This window comes from Streptomyces sp. NPDC001450, from assembly GCF_053597295.1.
Genome location: NZ_JBSFHY010000025.1, coordinates 112,567 through 133,456 on the forward strand (window position 1 = coordinate 112,567; position 20,890 = coordinate 133,456).

General features: G+C 67.3%; 16 protein-coding genes. 11 read left to right on the forward strand and 5 right to left on the reverse strand.

The genetic code is table 11. From position 1 onward, the window contains the following. Nucleotides 1-254: 254 nt before the first annotated feature. The 6 genes from ACWC5O_RS26350 (at nucleotide 255) to ACWC5O_RS26375 (ending at nucleotide 5,337) form a co-directional block, all read left to right on the forward strand. Nucleotides 255-740, forward strand: a complete 486-nt coding sequence (locus tag ACWC5O_RS26350; protein ID WP_450589528.1) for a hypothetical protein — start codon at nucleotides 255-257, stop codon at nucleotides 738-740. Then, nucleotides 737-2,551 (forward strand): hypothetical protein, encoded by a 1,815-nt coding sequence (locus ACWC5O_RS26355; RefSeq protein WP_450589529.1) that lies wholly within the window; start codon nucleotides 737-739, stop codon nucleotides 2,549-2,551. The genes ACWC5O_RS26350 and ACWC5O_RS26355 overlap by 4 nt, the downstream gene beginning before the upstream one ends. Before the next feature lie 51 nt (nucleotides 2,552-2,602). Continuing rightward, entirely contained in the window at nucleotides 2,603-3,847 is a 1,245-nt protein-coding gene (locus ACWC5O_RS26360; RefSeq protein ID WP_450589530.1) for a S8 family serine peptidase, read from the forward strand. A 111-nt stretch (nucleotides 3,848-3,958) separates the two neighbouring features. Then, the gene (locus tag ACWC5O_RS26365; protein WP_450589549.1) at nucleotides 3,959-4,297 is read left to right on the forward strand and encodes a WXG100 family type VII secretion target; all 339 of its coding nucleotides are present in this window, start codon (nucleotides 3,959-3,961) and stop codon (nucleotides 4,295-4,297) included. Nucleotides 4,298-4,335: 38 nt separating this feature from the next. Beyond that, the gene (locus ACWC5O_RS26370; RefSeq protein ID WP_450589531.1) at nucleotides 4,336-4,638 is read left to right on the forward strand and encodes a WXG100 family type VII secretion target; all 303 of its coding nucleotides are present in this window, start codon (nucleotides 4,336-4,338) and stop codon (nucleotides 4,636-4,638) included. A 480-nt stretch (nucleotides 4,639-5,118) separates the two neighbouring features. Then, on the forward strand, nucleotides 5,119-5,337 hold the full coding sequence (locus ACWC5O_RS26375) for a hypothetical protein (RefSeq protein WP_450589532.1): 219 nt from the start codon (nucleotides 5,119-5,121) through the stop codon (nucleotides 5,335-5,337). On the opposite strand, the gene ACWC5O_RS26380 is transcribed toward ACWC5O_RS26375, so the two are convergent. The 4 genes from ACWC5O_RS26380 to eccCa form a co-directional block, all read right to left on the reverse strand. Beyond that, a complete protein-coding gene (locus tag ACWC5O_RS26380) occupies nucleotides 5,319-5,813 on the reverse strand; it encodes a hypothetical protein (RefSeq protein ID WP_450781084.1) in 495 nt (164 codons plus the stop codon). The two genes, ACWC5O_RS26375 and ACWC5O_RS26380, sit on opposite strands and share 19 nt — an antisense overlap. A gap of 170 nt (nucleotides 5,814-5,983) precedes the next feature. Next, a complete protein-coding gene (locus ACWC5O_RS26385; RefSeq protein ID WP_450589534.1) occupies nucleotides 5,984-8,170 on the reverse strand; it encodes a hypothetical protein in 2,187 nt (728 codons plus the stop codon). 5 nt (nucleotides 8,171-8,175) lie between these two features. Next, a complete protein-coding gene (locus ACWC5O_RS26390) occupies nucleotides 8,176-8,625 on the reverse strand; it encodes a hypothetical protein (protein ID WP_450589535.1) in 450 nt (149 codons plus the stop codon). A gap of 75 nt (nucleotides 8,626-8,700) precedes the next feature. After that, nucleotides 8,701-12,666, reverse strand: a complete 3,966-nt coding sequence (gene eccCa / locus ACWC5O_RS26395) for a type VII secretion protein EccCa (RefSeq protein ID WP_450589536.1) — start codon at nucleotides 12,664-12,666, stop codon at nucleotides 8,701-8,703. Nucleotides 12,667-12,966: 300 nt separating this feature from the next. Here eccCa and eccD point away from each other — a divergent pair, with 300 nt between their 5' ends. Together eccD and ACWC5O_RS26405 are read left to right on the forward strand one after the other, a co-directional pair. After that, entirely contained in the window at nucleotides 12,967-14,466 is a 1,500-nt protein-coding gene (gene eccD, locus ACWC5O_RS26400; RefSeq protein ID WP_450589537.1) for a type VII secretion integral membrane protein EccD, read from the forward strand. Between the two features lie 142 nt (nucleotides 14,467-14,608). Then, entirely contained in the window at nucleotides 14,609-16,027 is a 1,419-nt protein-coding gene (locus ACWC5O_RS26405) for an outer membrane protein assembly factor BamB family protein (RefSeq protein WP_450589538.1), read from the forward strand. Between the two features lie 72 nt (nucleotides 16,028-16,099). Here ACWC5O_RS26405 and ACWC5O_RS26410 read toward each other — a convergent pair whose 3' ends face one another. Next, on the reverse strand, nucleotides 16,100-16,393 hold the full coding sequence (locus ACWC5O_RS26410) for a DUF397 domain-containing protein (protein WP_450589539.1): 294 nt from the start codon (nucleotides 16,391-16,393) through the stop codon (nucleotides 16,100-16,102). Between the two features lie 272 nt (nucleotides 16,394-16,665). Here ACWC5O_RS26410 and rpsO point away from each other — a divergent pair, with 272 nt between their 5' ends. The 3 genes from rpsO (at nucleotide 16,666) to ACWC5O_RS26425 (ending at nucleotide 20,887) form a co-directional block, all read left to right on the forward strand. Beyond that, complete coding sequence (gene rpsO / locus ACWC5O_RS26415; protein WP_020138875.1) at nucleotides 16,666-16,953, forward strand: 30S ribosomal protein S15; 288 nt, start codon at nucleotides 16,666-16,668, stop codon at nucleotides 16,951-16,953. Nucleotides 16,954-17,291: 338 nt separating this feature from the next. Next, on the forward strand, nucleotides 17,292-19,511 hold the full coding sequence (locus ACWC5O_RS26420; protein ID WP_450589540.1) for a polyribonucleotide nucleotidyltransferase: 2,220 nt from the start codon (nucleotides 17,292-17,294) through the stop codon (nucleotides 19,509-19,511). Beyond that, complete coding sequence (locus ACWC5O_RS26425; protein ID WP_450589541.1) at nucleotides 19,508-20,887, forward strand: M16 family metallopeptidase; 1,380 nt, start codon at nucleotides 19,508-19,510, stop codon at nucleotides 20,885-20,887. Before ACWC5O_RS26420 ends, ACWC5O_RS26425 begins: the two co-directional genes overlap by 4 nt. Nucleotides 20,888-20,890: the final 3 nt, after the last annotated feature.

A 20,890-nucleotide genomic window follows, 5' to 3' on the forward strand; every position in this document is an offset into this window, starting at 1 on the left:
TCCGGTACGCGAGACGGATGTGAATCTTCTGCGCAGATGTCGGGATGCATCTGTCTTGATTGACCCGGTTGTCGGTCATGCGAGGTCTGAAGTCGGTCACTTCGGGACACCACTGCAACTGAACTGTCGCAGAGTTCAGTTGGCCTCGATTTACACAGTGACTACAGTGGTCAGCGATAGATCCGGGGGTGCGGGTCCCCGCTGCCCTGGTCTGTTGACAGCTGTATGAACGGGGAAACGGGGAAGGGGTCGCGGTGAGCGGCGGTAGCGGCTCGGGCATGAGGCGCGGCATCGATGCGCTGAAGGAGTTCAAGAACAAACTCGACGGCGTGCTGTCCGACTTCGACGACGGACACGGCGGTCCATCCAAGATCGCGCAGCAGCAGCTCGGTCGTTCGTCGTTCGGCGGTACGAACGCGCCGTTCGATGAGGCGGGTGACTTGCACACCGAGTACGGCACCGTCCACTCGCGCCTCATCCACCTTTCGCAGACTCTGGGTCTGCACATCCAGGCTCTGCAGCTCGCGTCGCATGCGACCGATGCAACGTACGACATGACCGAGGACGAGGTCCGGCGCCGGTTCTACCAGATCCGGGCGAAGCTCGACGCGCAGTACCAGGAAGAAGTGAAGAAGGCTGCTGCCGCTGACAAGTCGGAGGCGGGGCACGGACACAAGAAGCCGGCGGCGCCGCATCCTGCACGCAGCAACAACAAGTCGACGGGGGCGGACTTCACGTGAGCGACGACTGGCAGAAGCAGCCTGAGTACACGTCCGATGTGCAGCAGGTCGACAAGACGGTCGACAAAGAGGTCAAGCCCATCACGACCGCGCAGGACGTGTTGGCGAACATGCCGTTCTTCGGCGGTTTCCGGGTCAACCTCGTCGGATCGACGAACTTCGAGGACCACCGCCTCAACGACATGATCGACCTGGTCGAGCATGCCAACCCCGAGCACCTCGAACTGACTAGTAAGGCTCTGTTCGACGCCGGTAAGGACATCCGTAAAGCCGCGACGGAGTTGGAGCAGCATCTCAAGGTCGACTGGGAGGGCCAGGGCGCCGAGTCCTTCCACGGCTGGACAACACTTCTGCTCGAATACACTCACGGCCTCGCTCACTACGCCGATCAGGCCGGTACTCACCTCTCTGTGGCGGCCACAGGTCTGGCCGACGCCCGCGTTTCCATGCCGTCCAGGGATACCCGACCGGCCGGCGAGCAGAAGAAGCCCACCGAGCTGCCCGAGGCCAAGCAGGTCGACAGCAACCCGGACTACGTCCTTGCCAAGCAGGTCGAGAAGAACCGGCAAGAGGCCATCAACCAGATGAACCGGTTGGCCTCGTACTACAAGGTTGCGGCGACGGACCTGAGTAAGCAGAAGGAGCCGACGCCGCTCAAGCCCATTACGGATGTGGGAGTTCCCGAGCCGTCGAAGTCGGCCGGATACGACAAGGGCACCAATCAACACTACGGTTCGGGGACGTCGTCGGCGCCGACGTCTGCCGTCCGAGGGGACGTTACGGCAGGGCACCATGCGGCGAATGTGCCGAGCGGTACAGAGGTCGGCGGGCATGCAGGACCCCTCAAAGAGGTGCACGAGCCCGTCGCGAGTCACGGTCACGACGTCGGTACGGAAATAAACACGGTCGGCACCCTGCCCCCGGCGCCCGCACCGCACGACACTCCGATGCCGACTCTTCCGACGACAGGCGGAGGAGGCGGGCACACGCCTCCGTTGCCCACTGGCCCGATGGCGCCTCCCGTCGCGCCGACCGTCGGACGTTCCACCGGCTATGGCCCAGCACCCCGGCTGCCCCTGTCCGCGCAAGGCCGTACCGGCCCGTCAGGTACCTCAAGCGGCCGAGTCCCGCAGGGGGCTGGCCGAGTACCGCAGGAGCCTGAGGGACAAACGGGGCGTGCCACTGCCAGCGGCCGAGTGCCACAGGGTCCCTTGGGACAGGCGGCCCGTGCCGCAGGTCGCGCGACTCCGACCGGTCAGCCAGGTATGAGGGGTGCGACGCAGGCGGGACGCTCGCCTCTCGGCCGTGGTGTCACTGGCGGCACCCCGAGGCCGGTCAACACGCCGACCGGGCGTACCGGAGCGACCGGCTCCAGCGGTCCCGTGCGCAATGGAGTTGTGGGTGGCAAGCCCGTCACAGGTCGTTCGACGAGTGCTGGCTCCAATCCGCGTATGCCGCGCGGTACGGTCGTCGGTGCCGAGGAACCAGTCTCCTCCACGCCGCCGAGGGGGACCGTCGGCCAACGGGGGGTCGTGGGTGCACCTGCCGCCAAGGCGGAACGGGGCACCGCACAGGAGGTGCTGCGCTCTGCGGCCAACCCAGAAGGCGTGATCGGAGCCCCGCGCAACCCTGCCGCCTCGCCCATCAGAGGCTCTGCGGGCAACGGCGGCGACTCCGGACTCGGACGTGGTGCTGTCGGCGACCGACAAGGCTCGGAGGGTGGGTCCGGTCGCGCGGGTGAGCCGGCCGAGAAGGATCATCGCCGTCAGACCCAGAAACAGCGGCGCGACGCGCCACAGAAGAGCGACTGAACACGAGCGAGGACGTACACAGGCATGAAGCCAGGGACCCGCCGGCGCGGCATGAAGACTGCCCTCCTGTCGAGGCGCAATGCGAGACGGCTGTCTGCTGTGTGTTCGGCACTAGGTGCATTGGTCGTCACATCGGCCACTCTTGCTCCGGGAGCCGCTGCTGTGGACGTTCAGTCCAAGGAGTGGTACCTGGACGCGATGGGTGCCCCGGAGATGTGGAAGATCAGCACAGGCAAGGGGGTGAAGGTTGCCGTGATCGACAGTGGGGTCAATCCGGCCACCTCCTCTCTCAAGGGCCAAGTGCTTGTCGACGAAGTACCCAAGTCGGTGGCTTACCACGTCACCCGGGACTACACGGGGCATGGCACCTCCATGGCCGAGGTCATTGCAGGCACAGGTGCCAGCGGCGGGATCAAGGGCCTTGCTCCAGGTGCGAAGATCATTCCTTTTCGTATTGCCCTTGAAGGGCTGAAGGGCGCGGAGGAAGAGAGAAATACACCCAGCAAAGCCGCAGCGATACGAGCAGCCGCCAACAGCGATGCCAAGGTCATCAACATGTCCTTCGGCGGTATCGTCCCCGACGACGATATGAAGGCTGCCATGAAATACGCTGCGTCCAAGGGGAAGTTGATGTTTGTCTCCATTGGTAACGACGGTGACGAAGGGAACACGCCATCTTACCCAGCTATTTACCCCTATGCGATCGGTGTGGCCGCTCTCGATAAAAGCGGCACGGTGGCCAAGTTCTCGACACACGGTGACTACGTGGACCTCGCAGCCCCGGGCCTGCACATCCCCTCCTGGTGCGACAACAAGTTCACCGAGTACTGCGACAGTCGGGGCACCAGCCCCTCCTCTGCCATCGCCTCCGCGTCCGCCGCCCTGGTCTGGTCCGCTCACCCGGACTGGACGAGCAACCAGGTCCTGCGCACCCTGATCGACACTGCCGGTCGCTCCTGGCCGAAGAACAAGCCCAGCACGTACCTCGGCTATGGCGGCATCCGACCTCGGCGAGTGCTGATCAACAAGGACATCAACCCCGGCCAGGCCAACGTCGACCCCCTGGCCGACGAAAACTACGACGGCACCTCGGCCACCGCCACCCCCTCGGCCAAGACCCCGTCCACCAAGCCGACAAAGGACACCGGCTCCTCCAGCGGCCCCACCTCCGCCGCCGCAAAGGACTCCAACTCCAGCAGCAGCACCCAAACCTGGGTGATCATCGGCGCCGCAGCAGCCGTACTAGTCATCGGAGGCGCCGGCTTCGCCGTGCTGCGGGCACGTCGTAACGCCTGAGTGCTTTCCCCATACCTGCTCACTCACCGAGTGCGCAGGGGTCCGCTTGCCATCAGTGCTGACGCCTGACTCAGCGCCCGGCAAGGTCAGTTCACAAAGAAAGGCATGGAAATGGCGCAGCGCCAGAAGGTAAGCGATGACGAGATCATCCACCTTGAAAAGACCCTCGTCACCAAGTTCGAGAACACCAAGACGCAGCTGAGGGAACTCCAGCACATCATCGACACGCTCGAAGGCCACTGGAAGGGCATCGGCGCCGGCGCGTTCAACGCCAAGCAGACCGAGATCAACGAGCGCGTCGTCAAGATCGGCAACATCCTGGCCAAGTTCATCGAGGCGATGAGCCAGACCCGGAAGATCAAGAACAGTACCGAAGACGAGGTCCGCGCCAAGGTCCAGAGCATCGACGTGGATCTCGGCGGCTCTCACTCCGCCCTGACCAACTACTGATCACGGCCGGTCCAACCCCTCAAAGCGACGGAGTAATCATGGGTAATGTCAACAACGGCGACATGGAAGTCCACTACGCCGGACTCGACGAGACGGCCACCAGGCTCGCGGACCAGGCCAAGAAGCTCGAGGACAGCCTCCGGGACATCAAGCACGAGGTGGCCAGGGTCTCCGGTATGTGGGAGGGCGAGGCTCACCACACGTACACCGAGCAGCAGGCCGCTTGGGACCGCGAGGCCACCGGCATCCACGAGGCCCTGATGGCCATCTCCAAGGTCGTCCACGCGGCCGGCGGTGACTACCAGGGTGGCGACCGGAAGGCCGCCAGCTACTACATGTAAGGCCCGCGTGCCGGGCTGACGGCAGGACGCGGTGGCGGGGTGGACACGCACGGGAGGTGCCCACCCCCAGTCTTGCCCCCGGCCGGAAGAGAAGAACGAAGAGAGAAGAACGAAGAACGAAGAACGAGGATTCGGGACTGGGAATGCACGCCACAGGTGGTGGCACAGGGGTGGCCACCGGCGAAGGGCCGGGCAGAGCCGCCAAGTCGCGGAGACAGGTGGGCCCGTACACCTTGATCACCGCGCTGGACGACTCGCGTGCCAAGGTCCCGGTTCCCGAGCGTCGGTACCTCGCCCGCAGCGCTGACGGACAGCACACCGCCCTGCTCTCTCCCGTAGTCGGTATGTGACCCCAAGTGCTTCATGGCGGAAGCTGAGATCTCTCGCTATCTCCTCGGCCCCTGTGCCGCGCCCGCCATCGCTCTTGCCGGCCCGGGCGAGCCCGCCTGGTAATCCCGCCCGTACCTGCCCATACTGCCGTTGCCGACCGCCCTCGGCGTACATGGCGGTCCGCTGCCCGAGCGGACGGTACGCGCGCTGGGTGTGGCCCTGGCCGAGACCCTGGCCATCCTGCACGGGCAGGGACTGACCTTCGTCGGCGTGTCACCGGCGACCGTGTGGCCGAACCGCAAGTGCACCCGGCCACGAACGTCGACGTTGCGCGACGATCTCCTGGTTCGTCATTGGCTGTTCTTGTAGCGGGGCAGTTCCTTGGGAAAGTCGCGGGAATCCTTGCACTCGGCGAGTTCGTATGCGTGCTCGGTGAGCTGGTAGGCGAAGTCGGTCAATGTCTGCCGCAATGGCACGCCCTTGGCCTTGGAGCGTCCGTAGATCCGGGTCTCACCGATGACCGCGTAGGGCTGGGAGGCGTCGTGCTCGGGGAGGCCGGGCGGGGCACAGGGCACGTACACCGACGACGTGTCCGCACTGGGATCGATCTGGGCCAGAGCTTCTATGTCGCCCACGGAGACGCGGATGATCTGATGCCGGACTCCGGACCCCCGATAGTGTTCGAGCCATTCCTCGCGGGAGGCGGGCTGGACCCGCGCTTCCCCGGAGAGGGACACGTCATCGCTGGTGGTGACGTGACACCAGAAAGTGAGGTCGTCCCCCGCGCCCTGGCTGTCGGAGCCGCTGTCGGCCGATCGTGCTCGGGGCAGCACTTGTTTGACCATGTCCCGTTCGAGAGTTCCTTCGCACATCTTGTCCGGGAGCAGATAGAGACCTTTGTTCAGGAAAAGCCATCCAGCGCCGCAGAAGAGCCCGAGAGCCACGAAGAACAGAAGGATGACCCTCACGTTCCGCCAGGAAGCGAGTTGCGTTCGGCTCTTCTGAGACTTTTCCATTAGGGACGCTCCTTCGTATTGCTCAAGTACTCACTGCTGGCGTCCCAGCCTGCGTTGACAGCGTTGCGGATGAGATCGTCGGTATCGTTCTTGGGCAGGTTCACATGGTGTCGAGCGAGCGCATCTTCAGTCGACCACTGTGTTTGCTGGTTGACGGAATCCCGCATTGCATACAGGTCCTTGGCGCTCGTGTACAACCCCTGATCCTTGGCGCCGTGCATCTGCTGGGCCTCGATCAGCCGGTCAACGGCCCCATTGGCGACAGCTCCGGCTGTTCCCCCGACTACGGATCCCATGATTTTGCCGCCATATTCTGCGGGCAGCTCGAGCCCGCTGAAAGCGATCGAGACCCAGCTCTTGGCAGCATCTCCCTTGTCCTTCAGGGCACTGTTGTAGTCCGTCTCTCCGTCGATAGCGGCCTTCACTTCGCCGTCTGCGACGGAATGCCCGACGATACCTTCGATGATTCCCGCATTCCTGCCGATATCCTGGAGGACGTGCTCACGGGAGCCGTGGAACAAAGATGGGTCAGAGAGGTGTGATTCGAGGAGGCCGCCAGTGTAAATGCTCTCGCCGTAAATGATCCCGGCCCTGCCCGCTGGGTCTGCGGATGTTGCGGAGAGGAATCTCACCACATCGCGGACGCGCTCGCCTTGGAAGGCGTCGGGATCTTCACTGTTCGTAAGGAAAGCGGGTCCCGAGTTGGGACCGGCCAGGGCCTGGCTGATCTCCGGCATATAAGCAGCCGCCATGTCTCCAAAGCTCTCGCCCATGCCCTTGGTCACCAGGTCCGCGCCCCCGTTGGGATCGGCCACCGCCTGCATGATGTTGGCCATGATCTTGACCTGGGCCGCGCTGTGCGGCGGGGCCGCTGAAGTGGTGTCACCGTCGGCGACTCCGGTAACGGCACTTTCCAGGGCCCGCCCGAGAGACTCTCCCCGGTCCGTGAACACGGTGGTGCCGAGCATGTGGTCCAGGTCCGACTTGGACTCGAAGGCATGGGTCGCTGCCTCGGGATTGTGAGAAAGGGCGTCGAAGAGCCCCTCCAATGGGTCGCGACCGTTCCCATCGCCGAAGACCAGGTCGATGTGGTCGTAGCCCTTCACCCAGAGCGAGTCGGTGTTGGATTCGCCCGCGCCCTTGTCCTGCTTGAACAGCTTGGTCCGGTAGTCGTCAAGGAACTCGGTGTCGAACTCGCCCTGCCGCATGAGGCTGCTGAGTACCTGGGAACCGAGCGCACCGACAGGACTCTGGAACGGGTCCTTGGACTCGGACCGAAAACTGGTGTTCATCTCCTTCAGGAGGTCAGTCTTCCAGGCTTTCATGTCGTCCGAGTCGGAGAACGACGCCGTGGCCAGCGTCAGGCTCAGGTTCGTCTGCAGCTTCTCCAGGCTTTCGAGTTCCGTGCCCCTGGCGCCGGCATGGGTGTTCACCATGTCCGTCCAGAACTGCAGTGTGCCCTTGCCACTCAGACCCTTTGCGAACCGCTCCGAGAACAGAGGGTCATTGTGGTACTTCTCGAGGTATCGGTTGAACTCGGCGATGTCCTTGGCGGACATCTGGTCCGGGTGCTTGGCCATCTTCGCCAGCTTGTCGGCCGCATCTACAGCCTCGGCGGCGGAGTCCCGGTCCTTGTAGCGGGCATCGGAGAAGCCGTACTTGGTCTGATCCACAAGGAGCGTGAGGACTTTCGCTGCGCTGTTGTCGCTCTCGGTGGCCTTGCTGAGGATGCGCTGGATCTCGTCGCGGAGGTCGTCGACGTCCTTCTGGTTGGTCGCGCTCGTCTTGCCACTGGGGTCGGAACCCCAGTCGGGGCGCGTGTTGCCGGCGACGGTGAAGGTGCCGTCGCCGGTGTCGACGACGGTGAGGTTCTTCTTCGACCCTCGAGCGATGGCCTCGTTCAGCTGGGTGCGGTAGTCGATGAGTTCGCCGCGGGTGTCCTTGAGAATCTTCGTGATGGAGTCCGCCTGGGTGTGGGCGTCAGCGAACTCTTTTGCGGTCTTGTCGATGAACTCGCGGCTCACCTGTGCGTTGACACCGGCCCAGTGGGCCCTGTCTGCCTTCACCTTGAGGTTGCTCTGGGCGTCTTCTTTGAGAGTCGCGAGCTTCTTGGTCATCTCCTCCCAGTCGGTGATGGCCTCGCCGAGCTGAGAGAAGTTGCCGTGGCGCAGTGCGTTGAGATCCATCGCCGTCAGCTGTCCTTCCGCTCGTCGAAGCCCTGGTCCAGCTGGGAGATACTGCTGAGGGTGCCTGCGATGTAGGACTCGTCGGCGGCGTGCTGGTTCTTGGTGTAGCGCAGATGGTTGGAGATGTGGGCGCAGGCGTCGAGCAGCGTCCGCACCTGGTCCACCCAATGCTCGGCGACATGATCGAGGGCGGCCCCGAGGGCGAAGCCCTCGCTCTTCAGCCCTCCCGCCGCCTTCATGGAGGAGATCCGGGCATGGTCGCTGTACCGGCCGAAGTCCTCGAAAAGTTCGTGCGCTGCTGAGCCGATTGCGGCGAGATCCTTCTGGTGGACCGTGAGGTCACCGCGTGTGTTCCCGCCGCCTCCGCCGTCGGCAGGCAGTTGATTCAGCCGCATGTGCGTCGACTGACCCTTTGCGGCCTCGGCCTTCAACTGCTCCCACTCGTCCCACGCCATGCGCGGTTCCTCCCCGTTGTCCCCGTGACCCGCCCGGAGGCGGGAGCGTCGTCAAGCTACCGCCGCCAACGCGCCTCAGTACTCCACGTCCACCAACCCCGTCTGAACCAACGGCTTCCCCCGCTTCCGGGAAACGAACACACCCCGCCCCGCCGGCATAGGCCGCGGCCGCACCCCGCCGAGCACATCCCCTTCCTGGGGATCGCCCGCCAGGATCAACCCCTGCGCGCCCAGTTCCTTCATCCGCTGCATGAACGGCTCATACGAAGCCCGCCCCGCCCCCGCCGACGAGCGGGCGATGATGAAGCGGACGCCCACATCGCGGGCGAACGGGAGGAGTTCCGTGAGGCCGCTCAGCGGGTTGCCACTGGACGTCGAGACGAGGTCGTAGTCGTCGATGACCACGAAGACCTGCGGGCCCCGCCACCAGCTCCGCTCCCGCAGCTGCTGAGCGGTCACCTCGGCCGTCGGTGTCCGGCGCTGCATCAGGTCGGCCAGGGCCGCCATGTGGTGGTCCATCTGGCTCGACATCGGGATGTACTCGGCCAGGTGCGAGGCCGGGGTGATGTCCAGCAGGGAGCGGCGGTTGTCGACGACGAAGAACTTGGCCTCGTCGCCTCCGTACTGCAGCGTCAGCTGCTTGATGAGCAGCCGCAGCAGGTTGGACTTGCCGGACTCGCTCTCGCCGAAGATCAGGAAGAACGGGTCCTGGTCGAAGTCGACGAACACCGGCTCCAGGTTGTCCTCGTCGAGCGCGAAGGCGACGCCTCGCTTCGGGAAGCGGTCGCCCGGCGGGAGTTCGACGGCCTCCAGCTGGCGCGGCAGCAGACGTACCTTCGGCGCGCCTGGCGCCTGCCAGTGCCGGCCGACCTCGGTGGTCAGCGCGGCCGTGGCCTCGGCGAGGTCCGTGTCGGAGGTCAGGCTGTCGATCCGCGGCACCGCCGCCATGAAGTGCAGCTTCTGGGGAGTGAGGCCGCGGCCGGGGACGCCGGCGGGGACGTTCACCGCCACCTTGCGGTCGATCTCGGAGTCCATCACGTCACCGAGCCGCAGCTCCAGGCGGTTCATGAGGTGGTCCTTCATGTTCGCCCGGACCTCCATCGAGCGCGACGCCGTGATGACCACGTGGATGCCGTAGCCGAGACCCCGGGCGGCGATGTCGATGACGGCCGTCTCCAGAGCCTCGTAGTCCGTACGGAAGTTGCCCCAGCCGTCGATGACGAGGAAGACGTCGCCCCAGGGCTGGTCCGTCACGGAGATGTCGCCGCGTGCGCGGCGGGCGCGGTAGTCGGCGATGGAGGCGATGCCTGCCGAGCGGAAGTACTCCTCGCGGCTCGTCATGACGCTGTACACCTCGGAGACCGTACGGCGCACCCGTTCCGGGTCCAGGCGGGACGCGATGCCACCCACGTGCGGCAGGTCGGCCACCGCGGCCATACCGCCGCCACCGAAGTCGAGGCCGTAGAACTGCACCTCGTGCGGCGTGTGCGTGAGGGCGAAGGAGCAGATCAGGGACCGCAGGAAGGTGGACTTGCCGGACTGCGGGCCGCCGATGACCTGCATGTGGCCGGCCGCGCCCGAGAAGTCGAGCAGCAGGCGGTCACGGCGCTGCTCGTAGGGCTTGTCGACCAGGCCGACCGGTACGACCAGGCGCCCCGCGCCCTCGTAGCCGGGCTGGGTCAGGCCGCGGCTCTGGACCGCAGCGAGGCCGGGCAGCAGCGCGTCCAGCGACGGCGGACTCTCCAGCGGCGGCAGCCACACCTGGTGCGCGGCCGGGCCCTGGGCCTCTAGGCGGCGCACGATCACGTCGAGGACCGTGTCGGCCAGCGCGTCGTCCACGTCCGGCGCGGACTCCGTGCGCTGCTGCGGCACGACGGTGTACTGCACAGGCACCTCCGCCGCCGTGAACAGCACGGGCCGCCGGTCCACCGGCAGCGGGCCGCCCGGAAGCGCCGACCGCTGCGAACCCGTGCGGTAGACGCCGGAGACGTACGCCGCCTTGAAGCGGACCATCTCGTCCGTGCCGAACTTCAGGAAGCCCGAGCCGGGGACGTTGGGCAGCTCGTAGGCGTCGGGAACACCGAGGGCGGCGCGCGACTCGGCCGCGGAGAAGGTGCGCAGACCGATCCGGTAGGAGAGGTACGTCTCCAGGCCGCGGAGCCGGCCTTCCTCGAGGCGCTGCGAGGCCAGCAGCAGGTGCACGCCCAGTGAACGGCCGATACGGCCGATCTGCACGAACATCTCGATGAAGTCAGGCTTCGCGGTCAGCAGTTCGCTGAACTCGTCGATCACCAGGACGAGGGAGGGGATCGGCTGCAGCGGGGCGCCCGCCGCGCGCGCCTTCTCGTAGTCGTGGATGTTGGCGTAGTTGCCGGCGTCGCGCAGCATCTCCTGCCGCCGGTTGAGCTCACCGCGGATCGAGTCGCCCATACGGTCGACCAGCGTCAGATCGTCGGCCAGGTTGGTGATCACGGCCGCGACGTGCGGCATCTGCGCCATGCCGGCGAAGGTGGCGCCACCCTTGAAGTCGGCAAGGACGAAGTTCAGGGTCTCGGAGGAGTGGGTCACGGCGAGGCCGAGAACCAGCGTGCGCAGCAGCTCCGACTTGCCGGAACCGGTCGCGCCGACGCACAGGCCGTGCGGGCCCATACCCTCCTGGGCGGCCTCCTTGAGGTCCAGCATGACCGGGCGGCCGTCCTCGCCGAGGCCGATGGGCACGCGCAGGCGCTCGGCCAGTGCGCGCGGCCGCCAGGTCCGCTTGGTGTCGACGGAGGCCGCGTCACCGAGGCCCAGCAGGTCGGTGAACTCCAGGTTGGCGAGCAGCGGTTCGTCGTCGTCCCCGCCGGACACCATGCGCAGCGGCGCCAGTTGCCGGGCCAGCGCCTCGGCCGACTCGTAGGACATCGTTTCGGGCGTGCCCTCGTAGACCTCCCCGTGCCCGGACTCCAGGCTCAGGGATCCCGGCTGTACGACGACGGACAGGTCGCCGCCGGCTGTCGTGAGCTCGCCCGGCACCACCTCGACCACGGTGACGCCCTGCAGGCCCTCCGGATTGGCGAGCACGGAGTCGGGCAGCAGGGACAGGTCGTCCAGGACGAGCACGATGTGCGGCTCGTCGAGCAGCGGGGCCGCGCCGGGGTGGAAGCGCGGGCGTCCGGTCAGCCGGGCGGACAGCAGGTCCTCGAGCTCGCGGGTGTCGGCGCTGATCAGCCGACGGCTGCCCGCACCGTCCAGCACACCGGGCGCCTGCACATGGGGCAGCCACTTCACCCAGTCCCAGTGCGGCAGCGCCTCCCGCCCGGCGGCGACCGCGATGACCAGGTCCTCAGGGGAGTGCAGCGAGGCGAGCGAGCCGACCAGGGCGCGGGCCGTGGCCCGTACCGACTGCTGCTCACCGCTGACCGTGACGTGGTAGAAGGCACGCAGCGAGACCGCCATCGGCAGATCGCCGATCGTGCTGTGCGTGGCGAGGAACCGCTGCATCGCGCCCGCGGTCAGCGGTTCGAGCTGCTCGACCGGACCCGTCTGCGGGGGCACCAGCGCAGTCGCCAGCGGCTGCGGGCCGAGGCCGATGCGGACATGCGCGAAGTCCTCGTCGCCGGGCCGCCGTTCCCACACCCGGCTGCCCTCGGCGACGAGCGCCCACAGCTGTTCGGGGGCGGGGTGCAGATAGTACTGCGCGTCGCGCTGCGCCTTCGCTGTCTCCACGGCGGACTTGCGCGTCTGCGACAGATAGCTGAGGTAGTCGCGGCGCATGTCGGCCAGCTGACCCTGGGAGCCGCGGCGGAAGCGGACCACCATGGCGATGGACATCCCCACCGTCGAGGCGATCATGATCATGCCCATGATCTTCATGAACGGCTGACCGTTCGTGAAGAAGAAGACCACGGAGCCACCCATGCCGAGCGTGGGCAGCAACTGCATCAGCACGCTCTCCTGGTGCCCCCGAGGCAGCTCGGGCGGCGGCTGGACAGCGACCTCCTCCGTGGGCACTTCGGACGGAAGCGCCCTAGGGGGGCGCTTGACGACAATCTGGCTCACAGCTCACCAATTCCCTTGCCCGACCCAGGCTTTCCGCCCACCGCCCCGTGTCTGGCGGGCGCAGGCCGCCGCGTGATCCTACTGAGTTCACGGAGCACGGGTGAGCGGTAGGGTGCCGAATGTTCGCGTGAGCACACGCCGAGCAGGCTGGACACACCGGGACAACCCGCCCTGAATCGGCGGGGATTGGCGCCGGAATCCCGCCGTTCGGCGCCCGTGTCGCCACGCGCAGGGCGAACCGACACGAGACTTTCACGAAGAAGACGCACCACCACCACTGAGGGGGAGCAGCAGGTGAGCATGACGGCCACCGCAACCGGCGGACCCGGGACGGGAGCCCCTTCCGGATCCGGCACGGGACTCGGTTTCTGCCGGGTCACCATCGTCGCGCCGGACAGTCGCATCGACGTGGCACTGCCCGACGACGTCCCGGTCGCCGACCTCTACCCGGAGATCCTCCGGCTGTCCCAGCAGAGCCCCGGCGCGGGGGCTCCGGTCGGCTACCACCTGGTCCGCACCGACGGCACGGTGCTGGACAGTTCCCGCTCGTTCGCCGCCCAGCGCATTCTCGACGGCGAACTCCTCACCCTGCGCCCCTTCGCGGAATCACTGCCGCCTGCCGTCTTCGACGACGTATCCGAGGCCGTCGCGTCCGCCGTCACCAAGCAGCACACACTTTGGGGCGGCGACCTGACCCGGACCGCGGGCCTTATCGGTGGCGGGGTGTTGCCGGCGCTGCTCGCCTTCGTCGCCTGGACCGCCGATCCGCGCCACGACATGAACGGCCTGGCCGGCATCCTCGCGGGCGTCACCGGCGTCCTGCTGGTCGTGCTGTCCGCCGTGCGGGCACGCATCTACGACGACCGTGGCTCGGCCGTAGCCCTGGGCCTCGGAGCCCTGCCCAACGTGGGTGTCGCGGGCAGCGGCCTGCTGCCGCTGACCAATGGGGAGGGGATCGGCAGGCTGCAGTTCCTGCTGGCGTGCGCGGCCGTCCTTGTTGCCGCCCTGATCCTCACCCTGTGCTCCCCGCACGGCGACGGCCCGTTCGTCGCCTTCGTGTTCGCCTCGGCCGTCGCCCTGGTCGTCGTCTTCGTCGCGACCCTGGTCCACTGGTCCCCGACCGAGATGGCCGGCCTGTGCGCCCCTGTGGCCGTGGGCGGTCTCGCCTTCCTGCCCGGGATGTCGATGCGCTTCGCTCGGCTGCCGATCGGCTTCGAGGCCCCGAGCAGTGCGCCCCGTCCCGCCTACGGCACCGACGCCGCCACTCACGAGCCCGTGGACAGCGAGCGCATCGAGGCACAGGCCCGGCGCGGCCACGAACTCCTCGTCGGCCTCGTCGGCGGCTGTGCCCTCCTCGCCGTCGGCGCCGCGGCGGTGCTCGGCTTCTCCGACGACATCTGGGCCCAGCTGCTCGCCTTCGCCACCGGTGTGGCGATGCTGATGCGCGCGAGCCTCTTCCGCTACACCGCCCAGGTGGCCTCGGTCCTGGCCGCGGGCCTCGGCGCCCTGGTCCTGCTGGGCCTCGGTCTCGCCCTCAACCCGCCGCACTCGGTGATGCGTGCGGCGCTGGCCGGCGATCGCACCGACCTGGACATCCGGACCATCTGGCTGATCGCCGTCATCGCCGCGGCCGCCGCGCTGGTCACGGCCCTGGGCCTGATCCTGCCGCGCGGTGGCCTGACCCCCTTCTGGGGCCGCTTCCTGGAGATCTGTGAGGGCTTCGTCCTGCTGACGCTGATCCCGCTGACCCTCGCGGTGTTCGACGTGTACGCGACGGCGCGGGCGATGACCGGCAAGTGACCCCGAACAGCTCCACCGGTCCGGTCACCATCCCGCAGACAGCGAAGAAAGGCACCTCGGCGTGAGCTTCGGCCCACCTCCCTCCGTATACACACAGTCCACGCTGGCATCGGGCGACCGGCGGAAGAAGCATCGAAGGCGGTTGCTCGGCATCACTGCGGTCGCCGTCGCCGCAGCCCTGGGCGTCGGCGGCTGGCTCCTGACCCGCGCCGACGACGGTCAGGCCGACGCCGAGCCGGTGACAGCCGTACAGGCGCCGGACGAGGTCCGGGACACCGTCGAGAAGCCTCCGGTCACGCCCCAGGGACAGGTGGTGGTCGACCACAACGAGGAGGGGCTCGCCGGGGTCACCGACACGAACCCGCGCTACGCGCCCGGCACCTGGGCGACGAGCAAGATCCTCGCCAAGGGCGTGGCCAACAGGATCGTGGGCATCAAGATCGAGGCGCACTACGACGAAACGGCCTGGACCCTCAAGCTGGACGGTCATATCTGCGCGACCAGCAGGCACGTCACTGCCGACGGCCGCACGGCGGTCGTGGTGCAGCCGGCGAGGCGCAAGGGAACCAAGGGAGCCGGTATCTGCGACGAGGTGGTGTTCTTCGATCTGAACACCGGCAGGAAACTGTGGCAGGCCCAGATGCCCTCGGCGAACTCCGCCTTCGTGACGGACACGAACCTGACGCTCACCAAAGGCGTGGTCGCCGTCGCCTGGGGCCAGGGCTCCGTGGCGTACGACATGAAGAGCGGTAAGCAGCTCTGGAACAGTACGACCGTTTCCCGATGCGAGGACGAGGGCTTCGCCGGAGGAAGGGTACTTCTCGCCCTGCAACGCTGCGGAAGCGCTCCCGACACCAACTACCAGGTGCAGAAGCTCAACCCCCGCACGGGCAAGGCGCAGTGGACGTACAAGGTGGCCGACGGGGTCCAGGACGTCTACCTGCCTTCGTCCGACCCGCCCGTGCTTGCCGTCGCGGCCGGGGACACCTCGGTGACCGACCTGATCTCCCTTGATGCCCACGGCAGGCACCTCACCACGATCTCCATGGCGGGCGATGCCTACGAACCCAAGTGCGGTCAGCGCTCGATGGGATTCTTCGGCCAGGTGGAGAACTGTGACGGACTGGTCGTGGGACGCACCCAGGTCTATGTCACGAGCAAGGACCAGCCGGAGATCGACCAGCCGGAGAACTGGGTCGTCGCGTTCGACCTGAAGACCGGCAGGACGGCACGGAAGATCGACGGGCGTCCCCAGGCGCCGATCGTTCCCCTGCGGATGAGCGGCGACGAGCTGCTCGTGTACCGGCGCACCTACAGTGACATCGAGCCGGCCGCGATCGTCAGCTGGAACCCGCACACCGGCAAGGAGACCCCGCTGCTGATCTTCAACCTCCCGGACGGAGACGACGCAGCATTCGGCAATCCGGAAGATTCGGATATTGTGGTGGAAAAGGGTAGGGTTTTCTTCGCCAAGCGGGAGCTGACAGCGGACCCCAAGCACCCGAAGTCGCCGGTGTCGGCGGAACTGGGCATCGGGAGCGCCGGCGCGCCCCAGTCCTAGCCAGCGCGCCCCGGCCCTGGACGGAACGAGAAAGGGCGGCACGCGCGCGTGCCGCCCTTTCTCACGTTCCGCTCACTCCGCCGCGAGCCCGCCGTGGTGCGGCATCGGCTTCAGATCGAACTCCCCGTCCCGGGCACCCAGGACGAACGCCCGCCACTCCGCCTCCGTGTACCGCAGCACGGTGCCGTGGTCGAGCGAGGACCGCATCGCCACCGCCCCTTCCGGGAGGTACGCGATCTCCACCCGCTCCTCGTGCTCCTCCGTACCCGGGGCGCAGTGCCACTCGACGTCCGAGATGTCGAGCGCGTACAGCTCGTCGCGCTCGCGCTCCTTGCGCGCCTTGATCTCCGCTTCCGTCTCCGCCATCCCGAAGCGACCCCTTCCCGACGTACTTACGATCAGCACGCTCACCCTAGTGGCCGCCTCCCGCGGGCCCTGGGCGTTCCGAAAGGCGGGAGAGGGTTCCCGCCACTGGCTGGTACGCTGTGTGACGGCCGTTTGTGTACGCACCCCCGGAGCCCTCTCAGAAGGCTCTGGAGGCCGCGCCCAGCGGATCCCCGCCTCCCGAGTAACGGAAGCTCCCCCGAGACAAAGACCGGGGGCACTCGGTGGCCACGCAAAGACTACGAGGAGTACGCGTGTCGCTCGACGCCGCTACGAAGAAGCAGATCATCACCGAGTTCGGTACCAAGGAGGGCGACACCGGCTCCCCCGAGGTCCAGGTCGCCATGCTCTCGCGTCGGATCTCCGACCTGACGGAGCACCTCAAGACCCACAAGCACGACCACCACTCCCGCCGTGGTCTGCTGATCCTGGTCGGTCAGCGCCGTCGCCTGCTGCAGTACCTGGCGAAGAAGGACATCCAGCGCTTCCGTACGCTGGTCGACCGCCTGGGCATCCGCCGCGGTGCGGCGGGCGCCAAGTAAGACGCCGTGAGGGGAGCGGTTCCCGGAAGGACTCGGGGGCCGCTCCCTTTGCCGTATACGGGGAAGTCCTGTCGTATGCAGGCAAGCCCCCGTCGTACGTGCGGAAACGTGCGGAGTGTCACTCACGCTTTGTAGTGTGGTAGCACAACGCAGTACGCACGACACAGAACGAGGAGAAGCGCTCCTTAGCCGCCGCCGGTCCTCGGTAGTGGCCCCCGGGGGGAAGCGAGCCCCGGGTGCTTCGATCGAAGACCGGCCCGCACAGCACGGCGCGCTTCTCCGTAACCGTCCCCCTGTCACACGGGCAGGCCAGGGACGAAGACGAGGAGAAAACGCTAGTGGAGAACGAGACCCACTACGCCGAGGCCGTCATCGACAACGGCGCCTTCGGCACCCGTACCATCCGCTTCGAGACGGGCCGCCTGGCCAAGCAGGCCGCCGGTTCCGCCGTGGCGTACCTGGACGACGACACCATGGTGCTGTCGGCCACCACCGCCTCCAAGAACCCCAAGGACCAGCTCGACTTCTTCCCGCTGACGGTGGACGTCGAGGAGCGGATGTACGCCGCCGGCAAGATCCCCGGCAGCTTCTTCCGCCGTGAGGGCCGTCCCTCCGAGGACGCGATCCTCACCTGCCGCCTCATCGACCGCCCGCTGCGCCCGTCCTTCAAGAAGGGCCTGCGCAACGAGATCCAGGTCGTCGCCACGATCATGGCACTCAACCCCGACCACCTGTACGACGTCGTCGCGATCAACGCCGCGTCCGCGTCCACGCAGCTGGCCGGTCTGCCCTTCTCCGGCCCGATCGGCGGCGTCCGCGTCGCGCTGATCCGCGGCCAGTGGGTCGCGTTCCCGACGCACACCGAGCTCGAGGACGCCGTCTTCGACATGGTGGTCGCCGGCCGCGTCCTGGAGGACGGCGACGTCGCGATCATGATGGTCGAGGCCGAGGCCACCGAGGGGACCATCAAGCTGGTCGAGGGCGGCGCCGAGGCGCCGACCGAGGAGGTCGTCGCCGCCGGTCTGGACGCCGCGAAGCCCTTCATCAAGGTCCTGTGCAAGGCCCAGGCGGACCTCGCGTCGAAGGCTGCCAAGCCGACCGCCGAGTTCCCGATCTTCCTGGACTACCAGGACGACGTCCTGGAGGCCCTGTCCGCCGCCGTCCGCCCGGAGCTCGCCTCCGCGCTGACCATCGCGGGCAAGCAGGAGCGCGAGTCCGAGCTGGACCGCGTCAAGGCGCTCGCCGCCGAGAAGCTCCTGCCGGAGTTCGAGGGCCGCGAGAAGGAGATCTCCGCCGCGTACCGCTCGCTCACCAAGCAGCTGGTCCGCGAGCGCGTGATCAAGGAGAAGAAGCGCATCGACGGCCGCGGTGTCACCGACATCCGCACGCTGGCCGCCGAGGTCGAGGCCATCCCGCGGGTGCACGGTTCCGCGGTGTTCGAGCGTGGCGAGACCCAGATCCTGGGCGTCACCACCCTCAACATGCTCCGCATGGAGCAGCAGCTGGACACCCTCTCCCCGGTGACCCGCAAGCGCTACATGCACAACTACAACTTCCCGCCGTACTCCACCGGTGAGACCGGCCGCGTCGGCTCCCCGAAGCGCCGCGAGATCGGCCACGGCGCCCTCGCCGAGCGCGCCCTCGTGCCGGTGCTGCCGACGCGCGAGGAGTTCCCGTACGCGATCCGCCAGGTCTCCGAGGCGCTGAGCTCCAACGGCTCGACGTCCATGGGCTCGGTCTGCGCCTCCACCATGTCGCTGCTGAACGCCGGTGTGCCGCTGAAGGCCCCGGTCGCCGGTATCGCCATGGGTCTGATCTCCCAGGAGATCGAGGGCGAGACGCACTACGTCACCCTCACCGACATCCTCGGTGCGGAGGACGCCTTCGGTGACATGGACTTCAAGGTCGCCGGCACCAAGGAGTTCGTGACCGCCCTCCAGCTCGACACCAAGCTGGACGGCATCCCGGCCTCCGTCCTCGCCGCGGCCCTCAAGCAGGCCCGCGACGCCCGCCTCCACATCCTCGACGTGATGATGGAGGCCATCGACCGGCCCGACGAGATGTCCCCGCACGCTCCGCGGATCATCACCGTCAAGATCCCGGTCGACAAGATCGGTGAGGTCATCGGCCCCAAGGGCAAGATGATCAACCAGATCCAGGAGGACACGGGCGCCGAGATCACCATCGAGGACGACGGCACGATCTACATCGGTGCCGCCGACGGCCCCTCCGCCGAGGCCGCCCGCGCCACGATCAACGGCATCGCCAACCCGACGATGCCCGAGGTCGGCGAGCGCTACCTCGGTACGGTCGTGAAGACGACCACCTTCGGTGCGTTCGTCTCCCTGCTGCCCGGCAAGGACGGTCTGCTGCACATCTCGCAGATCCGCAAGCTCGCCGGCGGCAAGCGCGTGGAGAACGTCGAGGACGTTCTCGGCGTGGGCCAGAAGGTCCAGGTCGAGATCGCCGAGATCGACTCCCGCGGCAAGCTGTCCCTCGTTCCGGTGATCGAGGGCGAAGAAGGCGACGAGACGAAGAAGGACGACGCCGAGCAGTGACGTCCCGTAGCTCCAAGGCGACGGCCCGCACCTCTTCGGAGGCGCGGGCCGTCGCCCGTACCCAAACCCTGATCAAGGGCACCAGCGGCATCGGCACGGTCCGCAAGACCACCCTCCCGGGCGGCCTGCGCATCGTCACCGAGACCCTGCCCTCGGTCCGCTCCGCGACCTTCGGCATCTGGGCGCACGTCGGCTCCCGCGACGAGACGCCGTCCCTGAACGGCGCCACGCACTACCTGGAGCATCTGCTCTTCAAGGGCACCGACCGCAGGTCGGCGCTGGACATCTCCTCCGCCGTCGACGCGGTCGGCGGCGAGATGAACGCGTTCACGGCCAAGGAGTACACGTGCTACTACGCGCGCGTGCTCGACACCGACCTGCCGCTCGCCATCGACGTCGTCTGCGACATGCTGACCGGCTCGCTCATCCTCGAAGAGGACGTCAACGTCGAGCGCGGCGCGATCCTCGAAGAGATCGCGATGACCGAGGACGACCCGGGCGACTGTGTGCACGACCTGTTCGCGCACACCATGTTCGGCGACAACGCCCTCGGCCGCCCGGTCCTCGGCACGGTCGACACGGTCAACGCCCTCACCGCCGACCGCATCCGCCGCTTCTACAAGAAGCACTACGACCCGACCCACCTCGTGGTCGCCTGCGCCGGCAACGTCGACCACAACAAGGTCGTACGACAGGTCCGCGCGGCCTTCGAGAAGGCGGGCGCCCTCAAGAACCTGGACGCGCAGCCCATCGCCCCGCGCCACGGCCGCCGTACGATCCGCACGGCCGGCAAGGTCGAACTGCTCGCCCGCAAGACCGAGCAGGCGCACGTCGTCCTCGGCATGCCCGGCCTGGCCCGCACGGACGAGCGCCGCTGGGCCATGGGCGTGCTCAACACCGCCCTCGGCGGCGGCATGTCCTCCCGGCTCTTCCAGGAGGTCCGGGAGAAGCGCGGCCTCGCCTACAGCGTGTACTCGTACACCTCCGGCTTCGCCGACTGCGGCCTGTTCGGCGTGTACGCCGGCTGCCGTCCGAGCCAGGTGCACGACGTGCTGAAGATCTGCCGCGACGAACTCGACCACGTCGCTGCCAACGGCCTCTCCGACGACGAGATCGGCCGCGCCATAGGCCAGCTCCAGGGCTCCACCGTCCTGGGCCTGGAGGACACCGGCGCGCTGATGAACCGTATCGGCAAGAGCGAGCTGTGCTGGGGCGAGCAGATGTCCGTCGACGACATGCTGGCCCGGATAGCCGCGGTCACCTCGGACGAGATCCGCTCGGTCGCCCGCGACATCCTGGGACAGCGCCCGTCGCTGTCGGTCATCGGCCCACTGAAGGACAAGCAGGCCTCCCGTCTGCACGACGCCGTCGCCTGAAAC

Excerpts from the sequence above, each read along its gene's own strand:
- ACWC5O_RS26365 (WP_450589549.1), top strand. The coding sequence starts at position 3,959 with ATGGCGCAGCGCCAGAAGGTAAGCGATGACGAGATCATCCACCTTGAA.
- ACWC5O_RS26390 (WP_450589535.1), bottom strand. The coding sequence starts at position 8,625 with ATGGCGTGGGACGAGTGGGAGCAGTTGAAGGCCGAGGCCGCAAAGGGT.
- ACWC5O_RS26360 (WP_450589530.1), top strand. The coding sequence starts at position 2,603 with ATGAAGACTGCCCTCCTGTCGAGGCGCAATGCGAGACGGCTGTCTGCT.
- ACWC5O_RS26410 (WP_450589539.1), bottom strand. The coding sequence starts at position 16,393 with ATGGCGGAGACGGAAGCGGAGATCAAGGCGCGCAAGGAGCGCGAGCGC.
- eccD (WP_450589537.1), top strand. The coding sequence starts at position 12,967 with ATGACGGCCACCGCAACCGGCGGACCCGGGACGGGAGCCCCTTCCGGA.
- ACWC5O_RS26370 (WP_450589531.1), top strand. The coding sequence starts at position 4,336 with ATGGGTAATGTCAACAACGGCGACATGGAAGTCCACTACGCCGGACTC.
- ACWC5O_RS26385 (WP_450589534.1), bottom strand. The coding sequence starts at position 8,170 with ATGGATCTCAACGCACTGCGCCACGGCAACTTCTCTCAGCTCGGCGAG.
- ACWC5O_RS26380 (WP_450781084.1), bottom strand. The coding sequence starts at position 5,813 with ATGGTCAAACAAGTGCTGCCCCGAGCACGATCGGCCGACAGCGGCTCC.